Raw genomic sequence first — 24,711 nt, forward strand, 5'->3', positions numbered from 1 at the left:
AACCGCTTTGCGATAAACCAGAGGCAAAACTGTCGCATCTGGCTCTTAAACCCATCCAAACCCTTGTGGTGTCTGGGTCTTGCGGATTTTCATCATCCTGTATAGGGTTTCAACGTCGGACCGGTGGCCGGTCGTGCGCAGCGCTTCACATGTTACGGGACTGTTAACATGACCTTCACCCGCCTGAGCATAATGTTCGCGGCGGTGGCGTGCTGAATCGGCTGTCTGAACATCGACGCAGTAGTGCTGGCCCATGCCTCTACCGGTTTCATACCCCCGAAATAGGAGCTGTACTCAATGAACAAGAAGATCCTTACTGCCGCGCTGCTGGGCGGTCTGGCTTTCGCCCAGGCTGCGTCGGCGCAGGAGTTCGATGACCGCTGGTACCTGACCGGTTCGGCCGGCTTCAACTTCCAGGATAACGACCGTCTGACCAACGACGCTCCGTTCGTGACCCTGGGTCTGGGCAAGTTCATCAGCCCGAACTGGTCGCTGGATGGTGAGCTGAACTACCAGAACCCGAACTTCGACGCCAACCAGGATCAGAACTGGTCGCAGTACGGCGTGTCGTTCGATCTGCGTCGCCACTTCATCAAGGAAGGCCGCGGCTGGAACCCCTACATCGTGGGCGGCCTGGGCTACCAGAAGTCTGAAGAAGAGTACGCAGCTGGCCCGAACGGCCCGGCTGACCGCAAGGACGGCAACCTGGCTGCCAAGCTCGGCGTCGGCCTGCAGACCACCTTCGACAAGCGCGTTGCTGTCCGCGCCGAAGTGGCCTACCGCGCTGACTTCGACGACCAGAGCATCGCCGCGCGCGACGAAAGCTGGTTCGGCGACGTGCTGGCTTCGGTCGGCGTCGTGATCCCGCTGGGCCCGGCCCCGGTGGCTGCTGTTCCGGCACCGGCTCCGGTTGCCCCGAGCTGCGCCGACCTGGATGACGACGGTGACGGCGTCAACAACTGCGACGACAAGTGCCCGAACTCGCAGCCGGGTCAGACCATCGGTCCGGACGGTTGCCCGGTGCCGGTCTCGATCGACCTGAAGGGCGTGAACTTCGACTTCGACAAGTCGAACCTGCGTCCGGACGCTGTGGCCATCCTGAGCGAAGCCACCGAGATCCTGAAGCGTTACCCGGATCTGCGCGTTGAAGTCGCCGGTCACACCGACTCGAAGGGTACCGACGCTTACAACCAGAAGCTGTCGGAGCGCCGCGCCACCGCGGTGTATAACTACCTGACCAAGAACGGCGTCGACGCTGGCCGTCTGGCCGGTCCGATCGGCTACGGCGAGAGCCGTCCGATTGCGCCGAACACCAACCCGGATGGTTCGGACAATCCGGAAGGTCGCGCCAAGAACCGTCGTACCGAGCTGAACGTCCAGAACTAAGTTCTGACGCTCTGCCAGTAAGACACAGCAGGACCCGGCTTCGGCCGGGTCTTGTTGTTTGTGCGGTCCGGAATGATGAATCAGCGCTCTAGTGGCGACCGTTCGTCGGCAATTTGCTTATGAAACCAATGAGTTGCCGTATTCATTGAAAGTGGCGCTTGAAAGATGACGTGGCATTGCTAAACTCGCCGCGTCACTTCCTTCCGTGGATGCCCTCATGCTGCGCTCTGCATCGGCTGCCGTTCTGGCGCTGGCCCTGGTTCCTGCTGCTCACGCTGCGGTCGATTGCTCGGTCAACACCAGCGCTTCGCCGCTGCCGTTGCCGGCCACGGCCATCGCCCCGGTGGCTGATGAGCTGTATATCCGCAGCAGCCAGCTGGGCATGTCCAGCGGCGTGCTGGGCAGCAGCTACGATCCGTCCCAGTCGCTGGACCAGGTGCTGCAGCGGTTGCGCATCGATGGCTGCCAGAACATCGCCAAGGCGATTCCGAGCGCGCCGGCGGTGAAGCCGAATGATCCTGCCGCGTACAAGCCGCAGACCGAGTTCGACAACACGCCGTGGCGCTTCGACATGAGCCAGAACGGCAAGCGCATGACCGCCGAAGAGTTCGACGCCTGGATGAAGGCACGCGGCGTGCGCGTGGTCAAGGCGCGTCCGGTTCCGGCCGCCACCCCGGCCGCAGCCGAAGTACCGGCTGAGACCAAGCCGGTCGACAAGAAGTAAGCGCGGCGGGGAGCAGAGGCTTGCGCACGCGCCGCCCACCTGCTGCCCCCGCTGCCCGCTCCCACGCTGCGCGTGGGCGTGCGAATCCTCCTGCGGTTTCCGCTGGCGTGCGCCATGGCCTGGCGCGCGTGCTGTCCAAGGCCGGCGTGTGCTCGCGCAGCGAAGCCGCGCGCTGGATCGCCGATGGCCGTGTCCGTGTCGCCGGGCGCATCGTCCGTGATCCGGAATTTCCGATTGCCAGCCCGGCGCCGCCGATCGAGGTCGACGGCCAGCCGATGGGCGCACCACAACGCCTGTACCTGATGCTCAACAAGCCGCGCGGGGTGGTCACCACCGTGCAGGACGAGCGTGGCCGCGACACGGTGTACCGCTGCTTCGATGGCGCCGGCCTGCCGTGGATCGCGCCGGTCGGTCGCCTGGACAAGGCCAGTGAAGGCCTGTTGCTGTTCAGCAACGATCCGCAGTGGGCCGCGCGCCTGACCGATCCGGAGACCGGCCCGCAGAAGACCTATCACGTGCAGGTGGATCGCCTGCCCGATGACGACACCCTGGCGGCGCTGCGCGCCGGTGTCGAAGACGAGGGTGAATTCCTCCTCGCCCTGGCCGTACGCGTGCTGCGCAGCGGCGACAAGACCGCCTGGTTGGAGGTGGTCCTCGACGAGGGCCGCAACCGCCATATCCGTCGCCTGCTGGCGGCCTTCGACCTGCAGGTGCTGCGCCTGGTCCGCGTTGCGATCGGAGAGCTCACGCTCGGCGATCTCGGCAAGGGCCAGTGGCGGGCGCTGGAGGTCAGCGACCAGCAGCGGCTGGGGGCCGCTGCACCGGGCTGAGTGATGCCCACGGCCGGCAGTTGCCGGCCACCGTTCCAGGCGTAGGGGGCGCCTGGTTGTCGAATGTCCAGAACGGAGCCTGCCCATGTATCACCCGACCCTCAAGCAAACCCTGCGCTGCGCCAGTCTGTTGTTGCCGATCGTGCTGTTGACCGCGTGTGGCGGCCACAAGAAAACGGCCAAGGCCGATCGCCCGGCCGAGACCCCGGTGGTTGAAGTGAAGACCCCGGAACTGGATGGCCGCGGCAGCTATCGCTTCATGATGAGCAACGGCGACCAGAAGATGACCGCCGACCAGTTCGATGCCTGGATGAAAGCCAATGGCATCCGCGTTGCCAAGGGCAATGGGCAGGATGCTGCCGCCAAGCCGGTGGTGGTCGCCAGCAAGGACGAGCCCAAGGACAAGAAGAAAAAGAAGAAGTAGCGCCGGGTGGGTGCCGACCTCGGTCGGCACGTCATCAGACTCCGGTAGGTGCCGACCTTGGTCGGCACGCTTTGGCCTGAAGGGTCAGAGCCCTTTCCGCAGGAAAGGGATCCGACTCCGCCGGTGATCAGCCCTTGATCACGCCCAGCTCGACGCCGATGCGGGTGAACGCATCGATCGCGCGGTCCAGATGCTCACGGCTGTGCGCGGCGCTGATCTGGGTGCGGATGCGCGCCTGGCCCTTGGGTACCACCGGGAAGAAGAAGCCGATCGCGTAGATGCCTTCTTCGAGCAGGCGCTCGGCGAACTTCTGCGCCAGCGGTGCGTCGTACAGCATCACCGGGCTGATCGGGTGCACGCCGGGCTTCACGTCGAAGCCGGCAGCGGTCATCTTCTCGCGGAAGTAGGTGGTGTTCTCGGCCAGGGTGCTGCGCAGGTCATCGGCTGCGGCCAGCATCTCGAACGCCTTGATGCCGGCGGCAACCACGTGCGGCGGCAGCGAGTTGGAGAACAGGTACGGGCGCGAACGCTGGCGCAGCAGCTCGATCACTTCGGCGCTGGCGCAGGTGAAGCCACCCAGTGCGCCGCCCATGGCCTTGCCCAGGGTGCCGGTGATGATGTCGATCTTCTCCAGCACGCCCTTGACCTCGGCCGAGCCGCGGCCCGTCGCGCCGAGGAAGCCGGTGGCATGGCATTCGTCGATGTGCACCAGTGCGTTGTACTTCTTCGCCAGTGCGGTGATTTCGTCCAGCGGCGCGATGAAGCCGTCCATCGAGAACACGCCGTCGGTGGTGATCAGCTTGGTCTTGCAGCCGGCAGCATCGGCGGCCTGCAGCTGCGCCTCCAGGTCGGCCATGTCGCAGTTGGCGTAGCGGAAGCGCTTGGCCTTGCACAGGCGCACACCGTCGATGATCGAAGCATGGTTCAACGCATCGGAGATGATCGCGTCGTTCTCGCCCAGCAGCGGCTCGAACAGGCCGCCGTTGGCGTCGAAGCAGGCCGCGTACAGGATGGTGTCCTGCTTGCCGAAGAAGCCGGCGATCTGTGCTTCCAGCTGCTTGTGCAGGTCCTGGGTGCCGCAGATGAAGCGCACCGATGCCATGCCGAAACCATGGCTGTCCAGCGCGTCCTTCGCGGCCTGGATCAGGTCCGGATGGTCGGCCAGGCCAAGGTAGTTGTTGGCGCAGAAGTTCAGCACCTTGCGGCCGTCTTCGAGGGTGATCTCGGCGGACTGCGGGCTGGTGATGATCCGCTCGGATTTGAACAGGCCCTGGGCGCGGATGGCGTCCAGTTCCTCAGCATAGTGGCGGGTCAGGGCGGAGGAGTCGGTCATGGCGTGGGCACGGCTCAGCACGGGAAACCACTGATTCTACCGGGCATCGACGGCTGCGGACCGGGCCGGATGGGGCACCGCCATGGCCGGCACATGTTGCATCGCAATAGCAAACGGGTTAAAAATTCGTGAACCGGGGCTGTCTGGCTCCGGTCGCTGCGCCCGCTGCAGATCCCGCCTTCCACGCCACCGACCCCACCGGAGACGCCCATGAAGCACGCCCGTGCCTGCCTCGCCATTGCCGCCGCCCTGACCCTCGCGCCGTTCGCCGCCAGCGCCCAGGACAACGAATCTCCGTACAGCTGGAACGTCACCGCCGTCTCGGACTACCTGTTCCGTGGTGTGTCGCAGACCGATGAGGATCCGACCCTGCAGGCCGGCTTCACCTACACCAGCCCGGTCGGCCTGTATGCCGGCGTCTGGGGCTCGGGCGTCGACTTCGGCGCAGGCGATCCGAAGACCGAGGTCGACTACCTGATCGGCTACGGCGTGGACGTGACCGAGCGCGTCAACTTCGACGTGCTGTTGAACCGTTATACCTACCTCAAGTCCAGCCACCAGAACTACAACGAGCTGATCACCACCACCACGCTGGACGACACCTACAAGCTGACGGTGGCCTACAGCAACGACGTGTGGAACAGCAGCACCGATGGCTGGTACTTCGGCCTGGGTGGCAGCTGGGGCTTGCCGAAGGAGTTCACGCTCAACGCCAACGTCGGCCGCAGCACCTTCGAGGACGGGATCGCCAAGGACTACACCGACTGGAACGTCGGCGTCGCCCGCCAGTTCGGCCTGTTCAACGTCGGCCTGGGCTACTACGGCACCGACGGCAATGGCCGCGACAACTCCGGCAAGCTGGCGCACAGCCGGGTGATGCTGAGCGTGGCGGTCGGAAAGTAACGCCGCAGGCGTTACGGTAGTGCCGGCCGCTGGCCGGCAGCACCAAAGAAAAAGGCGCCCAATGGGCGCCTTTTTCAGCTCCGGCGACGCCGGGCATGGCCCGGCGCTACCGTGGGCCGGATCAATTCCAGCTCAAAACAACCTTGCCTGCCTTGCCTTCTTCCATCAGGTCGAAGCCCTTCTGGAAATCGTCGATCGGCAGCTGGTGGGTCATCACCTTGCCGAGCGGGAAGCCGGACAGCACCAGCTGGGTCATCTTGTACCAGGTCTCGTACATCTTGCGGCCGTAGATGCCCTGCACGGTCAGGCCCTTGAAGATGATCTTGTCCCAGTCGCAGCCGGCGCCCTTGGGCATGATGCCGAGCATGGCGATCTTGCCGCCGTGGTACATGCAGTCGAGCATGTCGTTGAACGCGCGCGGATTGCCGCTCATTTCCAGGCCCACGTCGAAGCCCTCCATGTGCAGTTCCTTCATCACGTCCTTCAGCGACGTGTTGGCGACGTTGACCACTCGCGTGGCGCCCATGTCGGCGGCCAGCTTGAGGCGGAAGTCGTTGACGTCGGTCACCACCACGTTGCGTGCACCGATGTGCTTGCAGATGCCCGCCGCGATGATGCCGATCGGGCCGGCGCCGGTGATCAGCACGTCTTCGCCGATGACGTTGAATTCCAGCGCGCAGTGCGCGGCATTGCCGTACGGGTCGAAGAAGGCGGCCAGTTCGGACGGGATCTGGTCGGGGATCGGCCACAGGTTGCTGGCCGGCATCACCATGTATTCGGCGAACGCGCCGTTGACGTTGACGCCGATGCCGACGGTGTTCGGGCACAGGTGCGGACGACCGCCGCGGCAGTTGCGGCAGTGGCCGCAGACGATGTGGCCTTCGGCCGACACGCGCTGGCCGATCTCGTAGCCGGTCACGCCCGGGCCGATCTCGGCGATGCGGCCGACGAACTCATGGCCGATGGTCAGGCCCGGCTTGATCGTGCGCTGGCTCCATTCGTCCCACAGGTAGATGTGCAGGTCGGTGCCGCAGATCGCGGTCTTTTCCAGCTTGATCAGGACCTGGTTGGGGCCCGGGGTCGGCACCGGAACCTCTTCCATCCAGATGCCCTTGGCCGCTTCGCGCTTGACCAGGGCCTTCATCGTTTGCTGCGCCATCGGGGTGGAACTCATCAGGGGGAAAGCGCGGATTATAGGGCGCCACGCGGATTTCCCATGTTGCGCTGCGGGTGCATTGGTGGAACGAAAGATGCACGCAGGCGGGCGTTTCGAACGTTGCCGCTGCGCTCGCCGGGCATGGCCCGGCGCTACCCCGCATGGCGGCTGCCCCGGTAGCGCTGGGCCATGCCCGGCGGATGCTTGGGTGCCAACTGAGGTTGGCTGCTACCGGGGCATCGGTGCGCCCGGCCCATGACTTCCGGGGTTCGGGGCGGGGCAGGGTGGCGGGCTACAATCGAAGGTTCCACTACCAGGGGCCGCTCAATGCGCTCGAACCTGCTTGCATTCTCCGTCGTCGCCAGCCTTGGGCTGGTCCAGGTCGCCCATGCCGCTGAAGGCATGTGGGTGCCGCAGCAGCTGCCGGAAATCGCCGGCCCGCTGCAGAAGGCCGGCCTCAAGCTGTCCCCGGAACAGCTGGCCAACCTGACCGGCGACCCGATGGGCGCGGTGGTCGCGCTGGGCGGCTGCACCGCCAGCTTCGTCTCCCCGCAGGGCCTGGTGGTCACCAACCACCACTGTGCCTACGGTGCGATCCAGCTGAATTCGACCGCGCAGAAGAACCTGATCAAGGACGGCTTCAACGCGCCCAAGCTCAGCGATGAACTGAGTGCCGGCCCGAACGCCCGCGTGTTCGTGCTCGACCAGATCACCGACGTCACCGCCCAGGCCAAGGCCGCCATCGCCGGCGCCGGCAAGGACCCGCTGGCCCGCAGCCGTGCGCTGGATGCCTTCGACAAGGCCCAGGTCGCCGCCTGTGAAGCCGATGCCGGTTTCCGCTGCCGCCTGTACAGCTTCTCCGGCGGCAACGCCTACCGCCTGTTCCGCAACCTGGAAATCAAGGACGTGCGCCTGGTCTATGCACCTCCGGGCAGCGTCGGCAAGTTCGGCGGCGACGTCGACAACTGGATGTGGCCGCGCCACACCGGTGATTTCTCGTTCTACCGTGCCTACGTCGGCAAGGACGGCAAGCCGGCGGCGTTCTCGGCCGACAACGTGCCGTACCAGCCCAAGCACTTCCTGAAGTTCGCCGATACGCCGCTGGGCGCCGACGACTTCGTGATGGTGGCCGGCTACCCGGGCCGCACCAACCGTTACGCGCTGGCCGGTGAGTTCAACGAGACCGCCAGCTTCACCTACCCGACCATCGCCCGCCACTACAACGCGGTGCTGAAGATGATCGCCGACGCCGGCAAGGCCGACGCCGACGTCAAGGTGAAGTACGCCGCCACCGCCGCCAGCATGAACAACGTGGCCAAGAACTACCTGGGCCAGCTGGAAGGCTTCAAGCGCATCGACGCCGCCGGCCAGAAGCAGGCTGAAGAAGCGGCGGTGCTGGCCTGGCTGAAGAAGCAGGGCGCTGCCGGCAAGCCGGCGCTGGCTGCGCACGCGCAGCTGCTGCAGCACCTGGACACCAGCAAGTCCACGCGCGAGCGCGACCTGTTCGTTGGCCAGTTCAACAACACCTCGGCCGTTGGCGCGGCAATCACTCTGTACCGCCTGTCGATCGAGCGCAGCAAGCCCGACGCCGAGCGCGAAGCGGGTTACCAGGACCGCGACCTGACCACCATCGAGGGCAGCCTGAAGCAGATGGATCGCCGCTACGTGGCGAAGATGGACCAGCAGCTGCAGGCCTACTGGCTCGACCAGTACGCGGCCCTGCCGGCCGCGCAGCGCGACAACGAAGTGCTGAACACGTGGCTGGCCGGCAGCGATGCCACTGCGGTGAAGTCGCTGGTGACCAAGCTGGGCGGCACCGAGCTGGGCAGCCTGGACAACCGCCTGAAGTGGTTCAAGGCCGATCGCGCGGCGTTTGAAGCCAGCACCGATCCGGCCATCCAGTACGCGGTGGCCGTCATGCCGGCGCTGCTGAAGCAGGAAGAGCAGAAGAAGATCCGCGAAGGCGAATCGCTGACTGCCCGACCGCTGTACCTGCAGGCCGTGGCCGACTACAAGAAGAGCCAGGGTGAGTTCGTCTACCCGGACGCCAACCTGTCGCTGCGCATCACCTTCGGCAACGTCATGGGCTATGGCAAGGACGGCGTGAAGTACACCCCGTTCACCACCCTGGAAGGTGTTGCGGCGAAGGAAACCGGTGAAGATCCGTTCGACTCGCCGAAGGCGCTGCTGGATGCGGTCAAGGCCAAGCGCTATGGCGGCCTGGAAGACAAGCGCATTGGTTCGGTGCCGGTGAACTTCCTGTCCAACCTGGACATCACCGGTGGCAACTCCGGCTCGCCGGTGCTCGATGCCAACGGCAAGCTGGTGGGCCTGGCCTTCGACGGCAACTGGGAATCGGTCAGCTCCAACTGGGTGTTCGACCCGGTGATGACCCGCATGATCGCCGTCGACAGCCGCTACATGCAGTGGATCATGCAGGAAGTGGCGCCGGCGCCGCAGCTGCTGAAGGAACTGAACCTGGCGAAATGATCCGTCTGCGGTCGCTGGCGGTCTATCCACGCATGGCGTGGATCTACTGGCCGCCTCCGGTAGCGCCGGGCCATGCCCGGCGGAATCCGTAGGAAACCTGAAACCCCGCGACGCCTGTCGCGGGGTTTTTTCATGCCCCGTCCGGCCCGGTCCGCCGAACAGGTATCATCCCTGTTCCGCGTACTTCACAGGATGTGAACACTGCGCCGGAACTCCTCCCCCAAGGACCCCTTGTTCGCATGCGCATCCTGCTTGCCCGTCACGGCGAAACGCCGTGGAACGCCGAAGGCCGCTACCAAGGCCAGATCGACATCCCGCTTTCGCCCATCGGTGAGGCCCAGGCGCAGGCGCTTGGCGCCCGCCTGGTTTCGGTGGACATCACCCGTGCGGTGGCCTCGCCGCTGTCGCGCGCCCAGCGCACCGCGCAGTTGGCCCTTGGCGCTGCGCGCGCCGACATGCTGCTGACCGAGCCGGAACTGCAGGAGATCGCCCACGGTGAGTGGGAAGGTCTGCTGGCCAGCGAAATCAACGAAAAAGATCCGTCGCGCCTGCAGGCCTGGCGCAATGAGCCGGACACCGTGCTGATGCCGGGCGGCGAATCGCTGCGCCTGGTGCTGGAGCGCAGCTGGCGCGGCCTGGCCCGTGCCGCTGAAGGCCTTGGCGAACACGACACGCTGCTGGTGGTCGCCCACGACGCGGTCAACCGGGTGATTCTGTGCAAGGTGCTGGGCCTGCCGCTGTCGCGGCTGTGGACCTTCCGCCAGGCACCGACCACGCTCAACCTGCTGGAAGGCCCCGATCTGGACAGCCTGGAAGTGGTGCGCCTGAACGACTGCGCCCACCACACGCCGTTCTTCGGTGAAGCCAAGCACCGCGCACTCTGAATTTCCTGTCCTGAACCACCTGTACCTGTTGGAAGCCTTGCCGTGAAGAACACCCCGACCACTCTGGCCGATTGGCTGGATTACATTGAACGCCAGCACCCGGCCACCATCGACATGGGACTGGAGCGCGTGCGCACAGTGGCCACCGCGATGGGCCTGGGCACACCGGCCAGGCACACCATCGTGGTCGGTGGTACCAACGGCAAGGGCTCCACCGTTGCCTTCATCGAAGCCATCGCGCGCGCTGCGGGCTGGAAGGTCGGTGCGTACACCTCACCGCACCTGCTGCGCTACAACGAGCGCGTGCGCATCGATGGCCAGGATGCCGATGACGCCGCACTGGTCGCTGCGTTCAACACGGTCGAGGCCGCGCGCGGTGATGTGACGCTGACCTATTTCGAGTACGGAACGCTGGCCGCGCTGCAGTTGTTCGCCGATGCCGATCTCGATCTGGCCGTGCTGGAAGTCGGCCTTGGCGGCCGCCTGGATGCGGTCAACATCGTCGACGCAGACGTGTCGGTGATCACCACCGTGGACATCGATCATGCCGAATGGCTGGGCGAGGACCGCGAGGCCATCGGTGCCGAGAAGGCCGGCATCATCCGCGGCTGGAAGCCGGTGATCCTGGGCGAGACCGATCCGCCGTCGAGCGTACTGGCGCGCGCCTATCTGGTAGGTGCCAATGCGATCCGCGGTGGCAGCGACTACTTCTACGAACCGATCGATGCGCAGCGTTGGCGTTGGCGCGATGTGGGCACCCGCCTGGAGCTGCCGACCCCGGCGCTGGCTGGGCCGATCCAGCTGGCCAATGCCGGTGCGGCGATCGCTGCGCTGCGTGCACTGGACAAGCCGGTGCCGCGCGCGGCCTGGGCCGCAGGCGTGGCAGCGGCGCGCATCGCCGGGCGCCTGCAGGCGTTCGAGCGCGATGGCGTGCAGGTTCGCGTCGATGTCGGCCACAACCCGCAGGCGGCCGGCCAGCTGGCGCGCGCGCTGAAGGCCGAGGCTGCCCCCGGGCGCACCCTGGCGGTGTACGCCGCGCTGCAGGACAAGGACGCCGTGGGCGTGGTGCAGGCCCTGCAGGACGTGGTGAGCGACTGGACCCTGGCCGGGCTGGATGGCCCGCGTGGGCAGAGCGCGGCGCAACTGCAGGTACGCCTGGCCGATACCGCCGCAGCCACTGCGGCGCTGGCCGATACGGTCGAACAGGCGCTGGCGCAGGTGCTGGCCCGTGCCGAACGCGGCGACCGGATACTGGTGTTCGGCTCCTTCCATACCGCAGCCGCTGCGCTGCAATGGCTGCAGGCCCCTGCCTGACCGCCGTTCAGCCATTACCGACGCCGCCCGGTCGCGCACCCGTATAATCGACCGCAACGTCCAGCCTGCCGCCTGCCCTACGTGGATACGCCCCTGAAACAGCGTCTGATTGGTGCCATCGTCCTGGTGGCCTTGGCCGTCATCTTCCTGCCGATGCTCGTCAAGGGCCCGGCCCCGGACAGCGGTGTGGCCAATGTGCCGATCGCCGCGCCCGATGCGCCTGCCGATGGCCAGTTCGAAACCCGCGAACTGCCGCTGGTCGCGCCTGCCGGTGGCGCCACCGGGTTGCAGAGCGGTCAGGCTCGTCCCGTCGAGGAGGCCGCCGCACCGGCTGCACCGCCGACCGTGGACACCTCGCCAGCAGTCGCCGCCGGCAACTACGCGGTGACCTTCGGCGCCTACGGCAGCCAGGCCGATGCCGATGCGGTGGTCGCCTACCTGAAGCGCTCGCAGCTTCCGGGCTTCATCGAGACCGCATCGATCAACGGTCGCCCGGCCTGGCGCGTGCGCGTTGGACCGTATGCTGATCGTGCGCAGGCCGAAGCGGGCCGGCTGCAGGCGGTGAAGGTCCGCGCCGACGTGAAGGCAGAAGTCATCACCCTCGATGCCAAGCCCTCGACCAGCGCACCGGTGGCCAGCACGCCGGCGCCCGCGCCGAGCGCCAGCACCCCCGTCGCGGCGACTGCGCCGTCGGCGACCGGCAACCCGGTGCGCAGTGAAAGCCTGCCGCCGAGCACGCCAACCGCAGCAACAGCGCCGGCCACCAAGCCGGAACCGGCCAAGCCCGTGGCCAAGCCGGAACCAAAGCCCGAGCCCAAGCCGGAAGCGACCGCCAGCAAGCCGGCCACCCCGCCGAGTACGCCGGCCGCACCGGCTGCGAGCGGCGTGGGGTTTGCCGTGCAGCTCGGTGCATTCGGCCAGGCCAACGATGCCAACGCCCTGCGCGACAAGGTCCGCGCGGCAGGCTTCAGCGCCTTCGTCGAGCAGGTGCGCACCGAAAAGGGCAGCCTGCACCGGGTCCGCGTCGGGCCGGTCGCCAACCGCGCCGATGCCGAACAGTTGAAGGCGCAGGTCGCCGCCAAGGTCGGCGTGGCCGGTATGGTGCGACCGCACCCATGACCTGTACGCAGCCCCGTTGCCAGCGCCGCCGAAGGAGCGGGGCGCCATGATCGACGTGGTGCTGCTGATCGTGATCGCCGCCTCCACCCTGCTCGGGTTGCTGCGCGGCTTCGTCGGCATCGTCATCGGCACCGTATCGTGGCTGGTGGCTGCCTGGGCGGCTTTCGCCTTCGGCAATGACGCCGCACGCTGGTGGGCGGCACCGGCCGCGCCCGGCGGCGAGCATTTCATCGGCGGTTACCTCAGCGTCGGCATCGGCGTGATGGTCGTCGTCGCCGTGATCGGCATGGTCATCAAGGCCATCGTCCACCGCAACATGCTGGGCAGCCTGGACCGCCTGCTGGGTGGGATCCTTGGCGCCGTGCGTGGGGGCCTCATCGCGGCCGTGCTGCTGCTGCTGGCCGGCTTCACCCCGCTCACCGCCGAACCCTCCTGGCGCGGCTCGGCGCTGCGTCCGGTGCTGAACCCGGCCGTGGGCTGGATGAACAGCAAGCTGCCGCACTGGCAGGTGCCGGGGGCCGACCTGCTGCCCAAGGCCTTGCCGATGGACGCACTGTCCCCATCTGCGTTGATGGAGCTGGGCAAAAGCGCCGGCGCCGGAGTGGGCAAGCCGGGGGCGACAGGCGATAATGGCGTACTCGGTCAGATAGTGGCGGGCAGCGGATGGCTGCGGCCTGCGAAGGCGGAACAGGGCGAGGCATATGATCCGGCCGAAGTGCGCCCGGACGCCCCAGCACTACCGGGCAGCATCGAGCCGGGCGACCCGGCCAATGTCGACCGCAGACGCGGCGACAACTCTGGCCAGGTACGGCCACCTTCCTTGTAACTGGGCACAGCCCAGCGGAGACCTCGCATCATGTGTGGCATCGTCGGAATCGTCGGCAACCAGAACGTCGCCGGGCAGTTGTATGACGGCTTGACCGTCCTCCAGCATCGCGGCCAGGACGCGGCGGGCATCGCCACCGTCAACGGCAGCCGCCTGCGGGTGCAGAAGGCCACCGGCCTGGTCCGCGATGTCTTCGATGCACGCACCATGTCCACCCTGGAAGGCAGCGTCGGTATCGCCCATGTGCGCTACCCGACCGCGGGTTCCGAAGGCATGGACGAGGCGCAGCCGTTCTACGTCAATTCGCCGTACGGCATCGCGCTGGCCCACAACGGCAACCTGATCAACACCGAGGACCTGCGCCAGCAGGTGTTCGAGCAGGACCGCCGCAACGTCAATACCGATTCGGACAGCGAAGTGCTGTTGAACGTGTTCGCCTACGAACTGGAACAGCAGCGCCAGCTCAGCCCGGAAGCCGCCATCCGCGCGGTGGCCGGCGTGCACCGTCGCTGCAAGGGCGGCTATGCGGTGGTCAGCGTGGTGCTGGGCCTGGGCCTGGTCGCTTTCCGCGATCCGCATGGCATCCGCCCGCTGGTGCTGGGCAAGCGCAGCCACGCCGAGGGTGACGAGTACATCGTTGCCTCCGAGTCGGCCGCGCTGGACGTGCTGGGCTTCCAGCGCGTGCGTGACGTGCAGCCGGGCGAAGCGCTGGTGATCACCGCGCGCGGTGAACTGTTCTCGGAAATCTGCGCCGAGCCGGCCGAACACACCCCGTGCATCTTCGAGTACGTGTACTTCGCACGCCCCGATTCGATGATCGACAACGTGTCGGTGCACAAGGCGCGCATGCGCATGGGCATCAAGCTGGGCGAGAAGATCCTGCGCCTGCGCCCGGACCACGACATCGACACCATCATCCCGATCCCGGACACCTCGCGCGATGCTGCGCTGGAGATCTCCAACGTGCTCGGGGTGAAGTACCGCGAAGGCTTCATCAAGAACCGTTACATCGGCCGCACGTTCATCATGCCGGGCCAGGGCGAGCGGGTGAAGTCGGTGCGCCGCAAGCTCAACCCGATCCACCTGGAGTTCCGCAACCGCGTGGTGCTGCTGGTGGACGACTCGATCGTGCGCGGCACCACCAGCCAGCAGATCGTGCAGATGGCGCGAGATGCCGGCGCGCGCAAGGTCTACCTGGCCAGCGCCGCACCGCCGGTGCGTTACCCGAACATCTACGGCATCGACATGCCGGCCGCTGAAGAACTGGTCGCGCACAACCGCAGCATCGAGGAAATCGAAGCCCACCTGGGCTGCGACTGGCTGATCTACCAGGACATCGAAGACATGGAAGCGGCGGTGAGCGAAGGCAATCCGGCGCTGCGCAACTTCGATTCGTCGTGCTTCAACGGGCATTACCCGACGGGCATCGAACCGGGCTACTTCGAGCGCATCCAGCAGCTGCGTTCGGACGACGCCAAGCACAAGCGCCGCGCCTGAGGTCCAGGCGGTGATCGACGTGCCTGACGTCGGTGGCAATCTGCTGCGCGCCGCGCAGCAGTGCCTGGCCGAAGCCGATCCCCTGCGCAAGGTCGCACTGACCCAAGCCTACGCCGCTGCGTTCCGCGCCGGCCGGTTGAACGTACCGGCCGATGCGCCGCCAGCCGAACCGATCCGCATGCCGGGCCGACCGCCGCAGCTGCTGATGGTGCATCCGCGTGAAGTGCCCCGGCGCGGCCTGGGCGGTGTGGAGGGGCGCGCGGCGTTCATCCATGCCATCGCCCATATCGAGCTCAATGCGATCGACCTGGCCTGGGACGCGGTATACCGCTTCCGCGGTCTGCCGGCAGCGTTCCACGCCGACTGGGTGAGCTGCGCCGACGACGAATCGCGCCACTTCATGCTGCTGCGCGAGCGCCTGCTGGCACACGGCCATGAGTACGCCGATTTCCCTGCGCACAACGGCCTGTGGGAAATGTGCGAGAAGACCGCGCACGACGGCCTCGCGCGCATGGCGCTGGTGCCGCGCGTGCTGGAAGCGCGTGGGCTGGACGTGACGCCTGGCATGATCGACAAGCTGCGCAATGTCGGCGACGGTGAAACCGCTGATGTGCTGGAAGTGATCCTGCGCGAGGAGGTTGCACACGTTGCCGCTGGGTCGCGCTGGTTCCGCTGGTACTGCGATCGCGCCGGCGTCGAACCGCGTGCACGTTTCAAGGAACTGCTGGTCGAGTATGCCGGTGGCTACCTGCACGGGCCGTTCAATATGGAAGCGCGCCTGCTGGCGGGGTTCGATGCGGATGAGCTCGCCAATCTGATCGAGCAGGCGGGTTGACCGGCGTCGGTTGATCCATCATCCACGCATGGCGTGGATCTACTGCAAGGCCGGTACCCCGGTGGATGAGGTCCACCCGCCACCCCAGTAGATCCACGCCATGCGTGGATGCCGTTCGCTCGTTCACCCGTTCGGCAACACCACGCGCCTGCCATCCACCGTCGGCCGGTTGATGTAGAACAACCCCGGCCCGGGGCGGTACGGCAGCTCGCTGACACCGGCATCGGCGGTGTAGGTCAGGGCGGTATCGCCCAGCGCATCGAAATTCCAGTGTGCGGACTGCATCAGGTAACGGCGGCGCAACAACGCTTCCTGCGTCGGGGTCAGCGACTGGCCGGCGATCAGACGGCGCGCGATCGGCTGCAGTGCACCAGGCAGCTCCCAACCCGCCACCTCGGCGGCGTCGGCGGTCCAGGTCACGCCGGCATCGACGGCGTGCTTCTGCATCACCTGCAGCGCCACCAGCTGATAGCGCCAATCGATGCGCCGGTGCAGCACCACCGCAGCGGTGACGTACAGCACCGGCGACATCAGCACGCTGCGGCTGCCGGCGCGTCGTTGCTGCTGCCACTGGTGCCAGACATCGACCCACACTTCCTTCGGGTTCAACCCCAGCTGCTGCCGCCAGCGCTCGGCGTCGGCCTGTGCTTCAGCGTAGGCGGTCGTCGCCTGCAGCAGTGCCAGTGGCGGTGTCTGGTAGTCCTCCACGCCGGGCCGGCGCAGCTGCTGCCGTCGGGGCCGGCTGAGCAGCTTGGGCCCTTCCTCCACCTGGTCGTAGCCTCCACCGATGTTGGCGTGCACACCGGGCAGTGCGATTTCGGGATGGGTCGGTGCCACCGTGGTCAACGCATAGTGCTGGCGATGCTCATCGCGCGCGCTGAGCTGCAACACAGCCTCGGCGATGCCCGCGGGCAGGGCGATGCGGGGGTGCTCGTCGGCGCGACCGCCGTTGACGGCGACCACCGTGTCGAACAGGCCGATGAAGCGCAGTGTCGGCCGCGGCAGGGCGAAGCCGGTGCTGCACGAAAGCCCTGCCTGCAGCAGGAGCTGCCGCCAGCGCTCGGCATCCCACCCGCGCAGGTGGTTGGCCACATCGCGTGTGGCGGCCGCGCCCCGCGAATAGCCGAACAGATCCAGCTGCACGCTGTGCAGCGGCGCGCGCCACTGCGAGGCAAGTGCCGACAGTGCGGCCGGCAGCAACACCTGCAATGCACGCTGCACCTTCGCCTGCACGCCACTGGCGCCAATCCCGAAGGCCAGGCCGATCAGGTCGTCTTCGGCATCGTCGCGGGTGCCGACACCTTCAACATAGATCGCCAGCGAAGGTGCGCTGCCCGGTGTGCGTCGGCTGTCCGGATACAGCTGGTGCAGGCGCGCGATGTTGGTGGCGCCGTTGTCGTAGCTGCTGGTGAGCCGGCTCTGGTAGGTCGAATCGTCATCGGCGCGGAGCAGGGCAGGGCGCGGTCGCGGCACCTGCCGGTGACCCTGCGCCAGGTTGTGCGCGTTGTTGCGGGTGCCATCGAAGAACAGGCCGATCCGCAGCAGGCCTGGATCAGCCGTCATGTCACTGCTGTGCTGTCCTGGTGCCATGTGCATTTCCCGTCGTGGCCACGTCACGGTAGCGCGAAAGCTGTGTGTTGGCGAAGTGTACTGACGCTTTTGACCTCACTGAACGCAGATGCGGTCGATCACAGATCGCGATTTCCATTCCCCTCATCTATTGAATTCACACGCCCTGCGCAGGCCTGATGGCCGAACCCGGCACTCCGGGTCGTGCTGCATCAACGCTGTCCACTTCACTCCAAGGAGCGACAAGATGATGTCCAGATCGATAGGTAAAGCGACAGGTGGTCTGTTGTTGGGATTGTCGGTAGCGGCGGCCGCGAGTGCGGCGCCGTTGTTCGAGCCGGTCACCGTGCTCAGCCGTGCATCGGCCACCAGCGAGCCGGCACTGGGGCGATTGCTGGCCACCCCGTCCACCGCCGCCGTACAGGAAGTGCGTGTCGATGCTGCCGCCACCGCGCAGCCGCAGCTGGAATTCGAGCTGCTCGGGCAGAAGGTGCAGGCTGTGCGCAGCAAGGTCGAGGCGCTGCCGGATGGTGGCAGCGTCTGGTATGGCCAGCTGCGCGCGCCGTCCGATCGCCTGCAGGCGGCCACGTCCAATGGCCAGGACGATCCGGGCAACTCGCTGATCCTGGTGCGCTCGGGCAACACCCTCACCGGCTCGATCCGCAAGGACGGCAAGCTGTATCGCCTGCGTCCGCTGGGCAATCGCCACGTGCTGGTCGAGGTGGATGAGTCGCGGATGCCGGCCGACCATCCGGCCGACTACAACCAGTTGCCGAAGATCGCCATGCCGGCCAATGATCGCCTTGGCACCGCGCAGGCCTCGTCGGGAAGCCCGGCGACCATCCGCGTGCTGGTGGTGGCGACCAACGCTGCAGTGACCGCCTACGGCGGCAACATGCAGTCGCTGGTGCAGCTGGCCGTTGCCGAGTCCAACCAGGGGTATACCAACAGCAACGTGGGCCTGACCCTGCAGCTGGCCGGTTATGAAACCACCAGCTACACCGAGTCCGGCAATTTCACCACCGACCTGTCGCGCTTCCGTGGCACCAGCGACGGCTACATGGACAGCATCCACACCAGCCGCAACAACACGGCCGCCGACGTCGGCGTTCTGCTGATCAACAACACCAGTTACTGCGGGCTGGCCTCGGGCATCGGCTCCACGGCGTCGACGGCGTTTGCCGCGGTGTACTGGGATTGCGCCACCGGCTACTACTCGTTCGCCCATGAAATCGGCCATCTGCAGAGCGCACGGCACGATATCGCCAGTGATCCGAGCACGTCACCGTATGCCTATGGCCATGGCTATCGTTATGAGCCGGCCAGCGGGTCGCGCTGGCGCACGATCATGGCCTATGACTGCTCGGCCGGCTGCCCGCGGCTGAACTACTGGTCCAATCCGAACATCAGCTACAACGGCGTGCCGATGGGCATCGCCAGCAGTGCCGACAACCAGCGCGTGCTGGTCAATACCAAGGCCACCATCGCGGCCTTCCGCTGAGGCCAAGCGCCGACCAGGGGCGGCGTCTACCAGAGCGCGTGCACCTGCTCTGGTAGATGCCAACCTTGGTTGGCACCCTGCGACCCATCAGACGCGCGCGAGCGTATCCAGGGTCCAGCCGTTGGCATCCACGCGCAGCACCGAGCCCTGTTCGTACCAGTCGCCCAGCACGATGCGGGTGCAGCTGCGTCCGCCGGCCTGCAGGGTGTGGATCGCCGGGCGATGGGTATGGCCATGGATCATCGTGTCCACGCCATGGCGCGCGTAAGTGGCTTCCACTTCGGCCGGGGCCACGTCGGTGACGGTTTCGAACTGCGCACGGTCGCCCTGCTTCATTTCCGACTGGCGCGCCTGGCTCGCATCGCGCGCTTTCTGCGCGAAGGCGATGCGCGCTTCCAGCGGCTGCGACAGGAACTGCGCCTGGAAGACAGGATCGCGGGTCTGGGCGCGGAACTGCTGGTAGGGGATGTCATCGGTGCATAGCAGATCGCCGTGCTGCAGCAGCACCGGGCGGCCGTACAGCTCGATCATGCACGGGTCCGGCAGGATGCGCAGGCCGGCGCGGCGGGCATAGTCTTCGCCGAGCAGGAAGTCACGGTTGCCGCGGATGAAGAACACCGGCACGCCGCTGTCGGACAGTACCTTCAGTGCATCGGCCACCGCATCGGCTGCGGCCGATGGGGTGTCCTCGCCGATCCAGGCTTCGAACAGATCGCCGAGGATGTACAGCGCGTCGGCGCCGGGCGCCTCCTCGCGCAGGAAGCGCAGGAACAGGTCGGTGATGGCCGGACGGCTGGGGTCCAGATGCAGATCGGAGATGAACAGCGTGGTCATGCGGATATTCTAGGGCATCGCTTCGCCGGTAGCGCAGGGCCCTGCGCAGTCGCCGGGCATCACACCGGCAACGGCAGCCAGGCCAGGCTGGCCGAGGCCAGCAGTGCAGCGATGCCGGTGGCCGCCAGAACGTCGCTCGGGTAGTGCAGGCCCAGTACTACGCGCGACAGGCCCACGCCGAAGGTGAACGGCACCAGCAGCGGTGCCAGCCAGGGGTAGTAGGCCAGCGCGACGATGGTGAACGACACCGCGTGCAGGGTATGCCCGGACGGGAAGCTGAACTCATCCAGCGGCGCCACCCAGGCACGGATACGCAGGTCGGCCGCGTACGGTCGTGGTCGCCTGGTCCAACGTTTCAGCCCCTTGTACAGCAGCAGTGCGGCCAGCCCGGTGGCGGCCATGTGCACCGATGCACGCAGGCCATCGAAGCCATCAATGAGCACCAGCGCGCCCATCAACACGTACCAGAACACGCCATCGCCGAGCCGGCTGATGATCGAGAAGACGCGGCGCACGCGGCGACGTCGGCAGTAGTGGTTGGCGCGCCGACACAACCGTGCTTCGCGGCCGGCCAGCAGCTCAAGCGGCGTGGTGCGCATGTCCGCTCCTCCGCGCATTGGCCAGTTCCGCCAGCAGGTTTTCGAACTCCGCCACTACCTGCTGTGGGTGCAGCCGCTTCATCGCCCGTGCCGCGTTGCCGCCCAACTCGCGGCGCAGGGCGTCATCGGCAGCCAGTTGAACTGCTGCCTGCACGAACTGCTCGTCGTCATCCACTGCCGCACCATTCTCGCCGTTGCGCAGGTACTCGCGGGCCGCGCCGTAGTCGAAAGCGACAGTAGCCAGGCCGCTTGCCATGCTTTCCAGGGTCACGTTGCCGAATGTCTCGCTGCGGCTGGGGAACAGGAACAGGTCGCCACTGGCGAAATGGCGGGCGAGGGCATCGCCACGCTGGATGCCGCAGAAGATGAAATCGGGATTCTCATGGGCCAGTTTTTCGCGCGCCGGGCCATCGCCGACCCAGATGAAGCGTGCTTTCGGACGCACCTGCTGCAGCTTGCGGAAGGCTTTCACCGCCAGGCCGAGATTCTTTTCGGCGGCGATGCGGCCGACGTAGATCGCTGCCAGCCCCGTACCATCGATGCCCCATTCTTCGCGCAGCGCCGGGTCGCGGCGTGCGGGGTCGAACTGCTGGTTGTCGACCGCGCGCGCGAGCAGGCGCACACGCTCGAAACCCTGTTCGGTGAGAAATTCCTGCAGTTCGCGGGTGGGCACCAGGGTCGCATCGGCCTGGTTGTGGAAGCGGCGCATCCAGCGCATTGCCGCCGACTGCAGCCACGCCACTCCATAGTCAGGCAGGTATTCGTCGAAGCGGGTGTGGAATCCGGTAGCCACCGGAATGCCGAGGCGGCGCGCGGTGCGCAGCGCCGACCAGCCCAGCGGGCCTTCGGTAGCCACGTAGATCGCGTCCGGGCGCTGCTGCCGCCAGTGCCGGCCCAGCCGGATCGGTGCGGGCAGGCCGAAGCGCAGGCCGGGATAACGCGGCAAGGCCGCGCCCGGAACCAGCAGGGTGCCCGGTACCGCCTCCAGCGCTTCACTGGCCTGTCGCGGGCGGATCAGGTCGACCTCGTGGCCGGCGGCGCGCAATCCCTGCTCCAGGCCCTGCACGGTCAGTGCGACGCCGTTGATCTCCGGCGGGTAGGTTTCGGTGACGATGGCATAGCGCATGGCGGGCCTCCGGTTTTACGCATGCTCAGGCTTGGCGATGTAGCGGACATGACCGCTTTGCGACAGCGCGATGACGGCCGGGCAAGGCGATGCCTGCGTAATTCAGGGGCACAAAAAAACCACGGCCCCGAAGGGCCGTGGTCGTGGTGTTGCGCCAGCGTGTGGATCAGAAGCGCTGCTGGTACTTCATGTACATGAAACGACCGATGTCGTAGCCACCGTAGTAGGAGAACGACGAATTCGGCTTGCTGTACATCACCGGGCCTTCCTTGCCGAACACGTTGTTGGCGCCAACCGACACGGTGGCATCCCACGGCAGGTTGTAACGGAACTGCACGTCGTGGAAGGTGACCGCGCCACGCTGGTTGTAATCGCGGGTGCCCTTGATCCACGGTGCCATGAAGCCCGGATCGGAGCACTCATCCGCGTAGCGGGTGGCGTTGAGGCAACGCTCCTTCACGCCGGAGTAGTAACGCGCGGTCCAGCTGACGCCGAAGTCACCGATATCCCAACCCAGCACCAGGTTCGAACGCACCCGGAATGCCAGGCTGGTGCTGGTGCCGATGGTGTTGGCCACGCCGTTGATCGGGGTAGGCACCACGCCGGCATCGTTGGTCGAACGGTACACGTTCTTGCTGACGTAGGTGCTGGTCCAGCCAGCGCTCAGCTTGCCGTAGCTGGTATCCACGCGGTAGCTGACGTCCAGGTCGTAGCCTTCGGTCTCTGCGAAGCCTGCGTTACGGTTGCCGAACTTCAGGCCGGTGACGATGCCGGTGGCGGCATCACGGGTGAAGCGGCTGCAACGCGCTTCGATACCCTGCTCGTAGCAGTCGGTGAGGATCTGGTTCGGGCTGTCATCGACAATGGTGTTGTCGATGCGGATCTTCCACCAGTCCAGCGCAACGTTGAGGTTGCTGACGAAGGTCGGGCTCCACACCAGGCCCAGCGTCTTGCTGGTCGAGGTTTCCGGGGTCAGCTGCGGGTTGGAACCGGATACGAACGGCGTCGGCGTTGCGTCCTGGGCGGTGGTCACCGGCGTATTGCCCTGGCGCAGCTGACGGAAGTTGCCGGCATCGGCGATGTCGCGTGCGCAACGTCCGCGGACTTCAGCACTGTTCTTGGAAGCGCCGAACACGGTGTCGCAGGGATCGCTGAACTGCGCGAAGGTTTCCGAACCGCCACCGTACAGGTCACTGATGGTCGGTGCACGGAAACCTTCGGCCCAGGTGCCGCGGACCAGCAGCTGGTCGATCGGCTTCCACTTGAAGCCGAACTTGCTGTTGAGGGTGTTGCCGAAGGTGTTGTACTCGGAGAAACGCGTTGCGGCGCTGAAGCTCAGTTCCTTGGCACCCGGCAGGTCGGCCAGGATCGGCACGTTGAGCTCCAGGTACGCTTCCTTCACCGTGTAGCTGCCACCGGTCGGGCCAGCGGCCAGGTTGGTGGTGGCACCGGTCTGGGCCAGCGCGTCAGGCGTGTACTTGCCATCTTCCTTGCGGCTTTCGACGCCGAAGGCAAAGCCCAGGTCGCCGGCCGGCAGGGTCATGATGCTGCCCGACAGATTGGCGAACGCATTCTTGGTGGTGGTGCGGCCGGTGGTTTTTTCGGACGGGAACAGCCAGGACAGCAGTTCTTCGTTGCCGGTCAGGCCGTTCGGGTCATTCTTGCCAAACGGCACCAGCGGGTTCCACGGCTTGCAGCCATCGATGACCGCGCCCTGGCGGCCGCACATCACCTTGCCGGTGGCCGCGTCGAGGAACGAAGGGCCCACGGCATCGCGCACGCGCTTCTTGTGCAGGTTGCCGGTGGCGGTGGCGGTCAGCTCGTTGCGGTTGTACTGGTAGCCCACGTCCCAGTCGAAGTAGCGCTGGCCGATCTCGAAGGCACCATCCAGCGACACCACCGCACGATAGGTCTTCAGTTCGCTGGTGCTCACGCGCGGCACTTCCCAGGTGCGGCGGTTCCAGGACACTGCGGTCGGGTTGGCGTAACCGTGCTGGCTGCCGAACGGGTTGAAGTAGCTGTCCCTGGACATCTGGCCCGTGGCGTTCGGGTCATTGGGAATGGACACCGAGCTGGACTGGGTCGGGTAGCCGGCGATCTGGCGCTCGGAAGAACGCTTGTTGTAGCCGAACTCCGTGCGCAGGTTGATGTCATCGGTCAGCTTGAAGCGGCCATCGAAGTACACCGAATCACGCTTGATCGGGTACATGACGTGCATCTGGTCGTTGGCATTGCTGACGTCACCGGTGAACGGCGTCGCATCGGTCAGGTGGTAATTGGCCGGGTTGGTCGGGTCGGCACCACGGTTGAGCGAGTAGCCGCAGCCCAGGCGGGTATCGGTACAGCCCGGGCGGCCCTTCAGGCCGGTGATCTGGCCGTACTGGCTCAGCGTGGTCCAGTTGGAGGGGTCATTGGGGTTGTGGTCGCTGGTACCGTACTTGCTGAACCAGCGGTCACGTGCCCACACGCTCTTTTCTTCGGAGTGTTCCAGCGCCAGCGTCAGCGACACGCGGTCGTTGCTCCAGCCGCCCACCACGTCGAAGCGGTCGCGCGCGCCGTCACCTTCGCTGTACTGGCCGTGGTAGACGTTGGCGGTCACGCCGTTGACGTTGGAACGGGTGATGATGTTGACCACGCCGGCCATCGCATCGGAACCGTAGATGGCCGAAGCGCCATCCTTCAGCACTTCGATACGCTCCACCGCCGACACCGGCAGCGAGGACACGTCCTGCAGGCCCGAGGTGCTGATGCCCAGGCGCTTGCCGTTGACCAGCACCAGGGTGCGCTGCGCGCCCAGGTTGCGCATGTCGATGTAGGTGCCGCCGGTGTTTTCGCCCGAGCTCAGCGCGTTTGCGCGGCTGATCGCCGGGCTGCCCATCGCCGTCACGTTCTGCAGGATGTCGGCAACGGAGCTGAAGCCCTGGCGTTCGATATCGGTACGGCTCAGGGCCAGCACCGGCTGCGCCGTTTCAACGTCCACCTGGCGGATGCGCGAACCGGTGATCTCGATGCGGTCCAGGTTGGTCGGCGATGCGGTGCTGCTGCTCTGGGCGAACGCCGGCAGCGCAGCCAGCGTCGCAGTGGTTGCCAGGGCGTAGCGGATGGCCTGCCCCAGTGCGGTGGTGCGTGAAGTCATGACGAGCTCTCTCTCGGGTCGTGCAAAGGACGCCAAAACGGGCGTCGAAGGAATCGGCAGGTCCAAGACCGAGCCGATGACCCGATAGTAGTCTCGTTGGTTAATGCTCTGTAAAGAGCGCATGTCGGTTTGTGTCGTTACGCATCACCTGTTTTCACCAAACGTGAACAAAAGCAGGGGTTTACGTGAAGGCTCGGCACGCGCAAGCGCCGCCAGCTGCTGCGT

Annotated in this window: 20 protein-coding genes; 13 read left to right on the top strand and 7 right to left on the bottom strand. The window is 66.2% G+C overall.

The window, feature by feature from the left end; all coding sequences use genetic code 11:
• The first annotated feature begins 297 nt into the window (after positions 1–297).
• From CR156_RS01420 to CR156_RS01435, 4 genes are all read left to right on the top strand, one after another.
• On the top strand, positions 298–1,386 hold the full coding sequence (locus CR156_RS01420; protein ID WP_100551656.1) for an OmpA family protein: 1,089 nt from the start codon (positions 298–300) through the stop codon (positions 1,384–1,386).
• Between the two features lie 217 nt (positions 1,387–1,603).
• A complete protein-coding gene (locus CR156_RS01425) occupies positions 1,604–2,110 on the top strand; it encodes a hypothetical protein (RefSeq protein ID WP_100551657.1) in 507 nt (168 codons plus the stop codon).
• Between the two features lie 20 nt (positions 2,111–2,130).
• Entirely contained in the window at positions 2,131–2,940 is an 810-nt protein-coding gene (locus tag CR156_RS01430) for a pseudouridine synthase (protein ID WP_180163707.1), read from the top strand.
• An 85-nt stretch (positions 2,941–3,025) separates the two neighbouring features.
• Positions 3,026–3,364: a hypothetical protein gene (locus CR156_RS01435; protein ID WP_025878095.1), complete on the top strand. Its 339-nt coding sequence runs from the start codon at positions 3,026–3,028 to the stop codon at positions 3,362–3,364.
• Between the two features lie 127 nt (positions 3,365–3,491).
• On the opposite strand, the gene kbl is transcribed toward CR156_RS01435, so the two are convergent.
• Positions 3,492–4,697: a glycine C-acetyltransferase gene (gene kbl, locus CR156_RS01440; protein WP_100551658.1), complete on the bottom strand. Its 1,206-nt coding sequence runs from the start codon at positions 4,695–4,697 to the stop codon at positions 3,492–3,494.
• Positions 4,698–4,907: 210 nt separating this feature from the next.
• Here kbl and CR156_RS01445 point away from each other — a divergent pair, with 210 nt between their 5' ends.
• Positions 4,908–5,600 (top strand): TorF family putative porin, encoded by a 693-nt coding sequence (locus CR156_RS01445; protein ID WP_089239045.1) that lies wholly within the window; start codon positions 4,908–4,910, stop codon positions 5,598–5,600.
• Positions 5,601–5,721: 121 nt separating this feature from the next.
• Here CR156_RS01445 and tdh read toward each other — a convergent pair whose 3' ends face one another.
• Entirely contained in the window at positions 5,722–6,744 is a 1,023-nt protein-coding gene (gene tdh / locus CR156_RS01450) for an L-threonine 3-dehydrogenase (RefSeq protein WP_032952044.1), read from the bottom strand.
• A 339-nt stretch (positions 6,745–7,083) separates the two neighbouring features.
• Here tdh and CR156_RS01455 point away from each other — a divergent pair, with 339 nt between their 5' ends.
• From CR156_RS01455 to CR156_RS01485, 7 genes are all read left to right on the top strand, one after another.
• Complete coding sequence (locus tag CR156_RS01455; protein ID WP_100551659.1) at positions 7,084–9,246, top strand: S46 family peptidase; 2,163 nt, start codon at positions 7,084–7,086, stop codon at positions 9,244–9,246.
• 239 nt (positions 9,247–9,485) lie between these two features.
• On the top strand, positions 9,486–10,130 hold the full coding sequence (locus CR156_RS01460; protein WP_100551660.1) for a histidine phosphatase family protein: 645 nt from the start codon (positions 9,486–9,488) through the stop codon (positions 10,128–10,130).
• A 42-nt stretch (positions 10,131–10,172) separates the two neighbouring features.
• Positions 10,173–11,444 carry a bifunctional tetrahydrofolate synthase/dihydrofolate synthase gene (folC, locus tag CR156_RS01465; RefSeq protein ID WP_100551661.1) on the top strand — a complete coding sequence of 424 codons (1,272 nt, stop codon included), beginning with the start codon at positions 10,173–10,175 and terminating at the stop codon, positions 11,442–11,444.
• Between the two features lie 81 nt (positions 11,445–11,525).
• The gene (locus CR156_RS01470) at positions 11,526–12,563 is read left to right on the top strand and encodes an SPOR domain-containing protein (RefSeq protein ID WP_100551662.1); all 1,038 of its coding nucleotides are present in this window, start codon (positions 11,526–11,528) and stop codon (positions 12,561–12,563) included.
• A 46-nt stretch (positions 12,564–12,609) separates the two neighbouring features.
• On the top strand, positions 12,610–13,389 hold the full coding sequence (locus CR156_RS01475; RefSeq protein ID WP_100551663.1) for a CvpA family protein: 780 nt from the start codon (positions 12,610–12,612) through the stop codon (positions 13,387–13,389).
• Between the two features lie 30 nt (positions 13,390–13,419).
• On the top strand, positions 13,420–14,886 hold the full coding sequence (purF, locus tag CR156_RS01480) for an amidophosphoribosyltransferase (RefSeq protein ID WP_025878104.1): 1,467 nt from the start codon (positions 13,420–13,422) through the stop codon (positions 14,884–14,886).
• Positions 14,887–14,896: 10 nt separating this feature from the next.
• Positions 14,897–15,721, top strand: a complete 825-nt coding sequence (locus tag CR156_RS01485) for a ferritin-like domain-containing protein (protein WP_100551664.1) — start codon at positions 14,897–14,899, stop codon at positions 15,719–15,721.
• Positions 15,722–15,844: 123 nt separating this feature from the next.
• Here CR156_RS01485 and CR156_RS01490 read toward each other — a convergent pair whose 3' ends face one another.
• Entirely contained in the window at positions 15,845–17,317 is a 1,473-nt protein-coding gene (locus CR156_RS01490; protein WP_100551665.1) for a DUF2235 domain-containing protein, read from the bottom strand.
• A 220-nt stretch (positions 17,318–17,537) separates the two neighbouring features.
• Here CR156_RS01490 and CR156_RS01495 point away from each other — a divergent pair, with 220 nt between their 5' ends.
• Positions 17,538–18,791: a zinc-dependent metalloprotease gene (locus tag CR156_RS01495; protein WP_099819161.1), complete on the top strand. Its 1,254-nt coding sequence runs from the start codon at positions 17,538–17,540 to the stop codon at positions 18,789–18,791.
• 87 nt (positions 18,792–18,878) lie between these two features.
• Here CR156_RS01495 and lpxH read toward each other — a convergent pair whose 3' ends face one another.
• From lpxH to CR156_RS01515, 4 genes are all read right to left on the bottom strand, one after another.
• Complete coding sequence (lpxH, locus tag CR156_RS01500; protein WP_100551666.1) at positions 18,879–19,625, bottom strand: UDP-2,3-diacylglucosamine diphosphatase; 747 nt, start codon at positions 19,623–19,625, stop codon at positions 18,879–18,881.
• Positions 19,626–19,684: 59 nt separating this feature from the next.
• The gene (locus CR156_RS01505) at positions 19,685–20,224 is read right to left on the bottom strand and encodes a phosphatase PAP2 family protein (protein ID WP_025878111.1); all 540 of its coding nucleotides are present in this window, start codon (positions 20,222–20,224) and stop codon (positions 19,685–19,687) included.
• Entirely contained in the window at positions 20,205–21,350 is a 1,146-nt protein-coding gene (locus CR156_RS01510; RefSeq protein WP_100551667.1) for a glycosyltransferase family 4 protein, read from the bottom strand. The genes CR156_RS01505 and CR156_RS01510 overlap by 20 nt, the downstream gene beginning before the upstream one ends.
• 166 nt (positions 21,351–21,516) lie before the next feature.
• Positions 21,517–24,486 (bottom strand): TonB-dependent receptor domain-containing protein, encoded by a 2,970-nt coding sequence (locus CR156_RS01515; protein WP_100551668.1) that lies wholly within the window; start codon positions 24,484–24,486, stop codon positions 21,517–21,519.
• Between the last annotated feature and the right edge of the window lie 225 nt (positions 24,487–24,711).

This window comes from Stenotrophomonas lactitubi, assembly GCF_002803515.1.
Lineage (GTDB): Bacteria > Pseudomonadota > Gammaproteobacteria > Xanthomonadales > Xanthomonadaceae > Stenotrophomonas > Stenotrophomonas lactitubi.

What these genes read in the sequence shown, in the direction of transcription:
- CR156_RS01420 (WP_100551656.1), top strand. Translation starts at nt 298, where the DNA reads ATGAACAAGAAGATCCTTACTGCCGCGCTGCTGGGCGGTCTGGCTTTC.
- CR156_RS01425 (WP_100551657.1), top strand. Translation starts at nt 1,604, where the DNA reads ATGCTGCGCTCTGCATCGGCTGCCGTTCTGGCGCTGGCCCTGGTTCCT.
- CR156_RS01435 (WP_025878095.1), top strand. Translation starts at nt 3,026, where the DNA reads ATGTATCACCCGACCCTCAAGCAAACCCTGCGCTGCGCCAGTCTGTTG.
- kbl (WP_100551658.1), bottom strand. Translation starts at nt 4,697, where the DNA reads ATGACCGACTCCTCCGCCCTGACCCGCCACTATGCTGAGGAACTGGAC.
- CR156_RS01445 (WP_089239045.1), top strand. Translation starts at nt 4,908, where the DNA reads ATGAAGCACGCCCGTGCCTGCCTCGCCATTGCCGCCGCCCTGACCCTC.
- tdh (WP_032952044.1), bottom strand. Translation starts at nt 6,744, where the DNA reads ATGAAGGCCCTGGTCAAGCGCGAAGCGGCCAAGGGCATCTGGATGGAA.
- CR156_RS01455 (WP_100551659.1), top strand. Translation starts at nt 7,084, where the DNA reads ATGCGCTCGAACCTGCTTGCATTCTCCGTCGTCGCCAGCCTTGGGCTG.
- CR156_RS01460 (WP_100551660.1), top strand. Translation starts at nt 9,486, where the DNA reads ATGCGCATCCTGCTTGCCCGTCACGGCGAAACGCCGTGGAACGCCGAA.
- CR156_RS01475 (WP_100551663.1), top strand. Translation starts at nt 12,610, where the DNA reads ATGATCGACGTGGTGCTGCTGATCGTGATCGCCGCCTCCACCCTGCTC.
- purF (WP_025878104.1), top strand. Translation starts at nt 13,420, where the DNA reads ATGTGTGGCATCGTCGGAATCGTCGGCAACCAGAACGTCGCCGGGCAG.
- CR156_RS01490 (WP_100551665.1), bottom strand. Translation starts at nt 17,317, where the DNA reads ATGCACATGGCACCAGGACAGCACAGCAGTGACATGACGGCTGATCCA.
- CR156_RS01495 (WP_099819161.1), top strand. Translation starts at nt 17,538, where the DNA reads ATGATGTCCAGATCGATAGGTAAAGCGACAGGTGGTCTGTTGTTGGGA.
- lpxH (WP_100551666.1), bottom strand. Translation starts at nt 19,625, where the DNA reads ATGACCACGCTGTTCATCTCCGATCTGCATCTGGACCCCAGCCGTCCG.
- CR156_RS01505 (WP_025878111.1), bottom strand. Translation starts at nt 20,224, where the DNA reads ATGCGCACCACGCCGCTTGAGCTGCTGGCCGGCCGCGAAGCACGGTTG.
- CR156_RS01510 (WP_100551667.1), bottom strand. Translation starts at nt 21,350, where the DNA reads ATGCGCTATGCCATCGTCACCGAAACCTACCCGCCGGAGATCAACGGC.
- CR156_RS01515 (WP_100551668.1), bottom strand. Translation starts at nt 24,486, where the DNA reads ATGACTTCACGCACCACCGCACTGGGGCAGGCCATCCGCTACGCCCTG.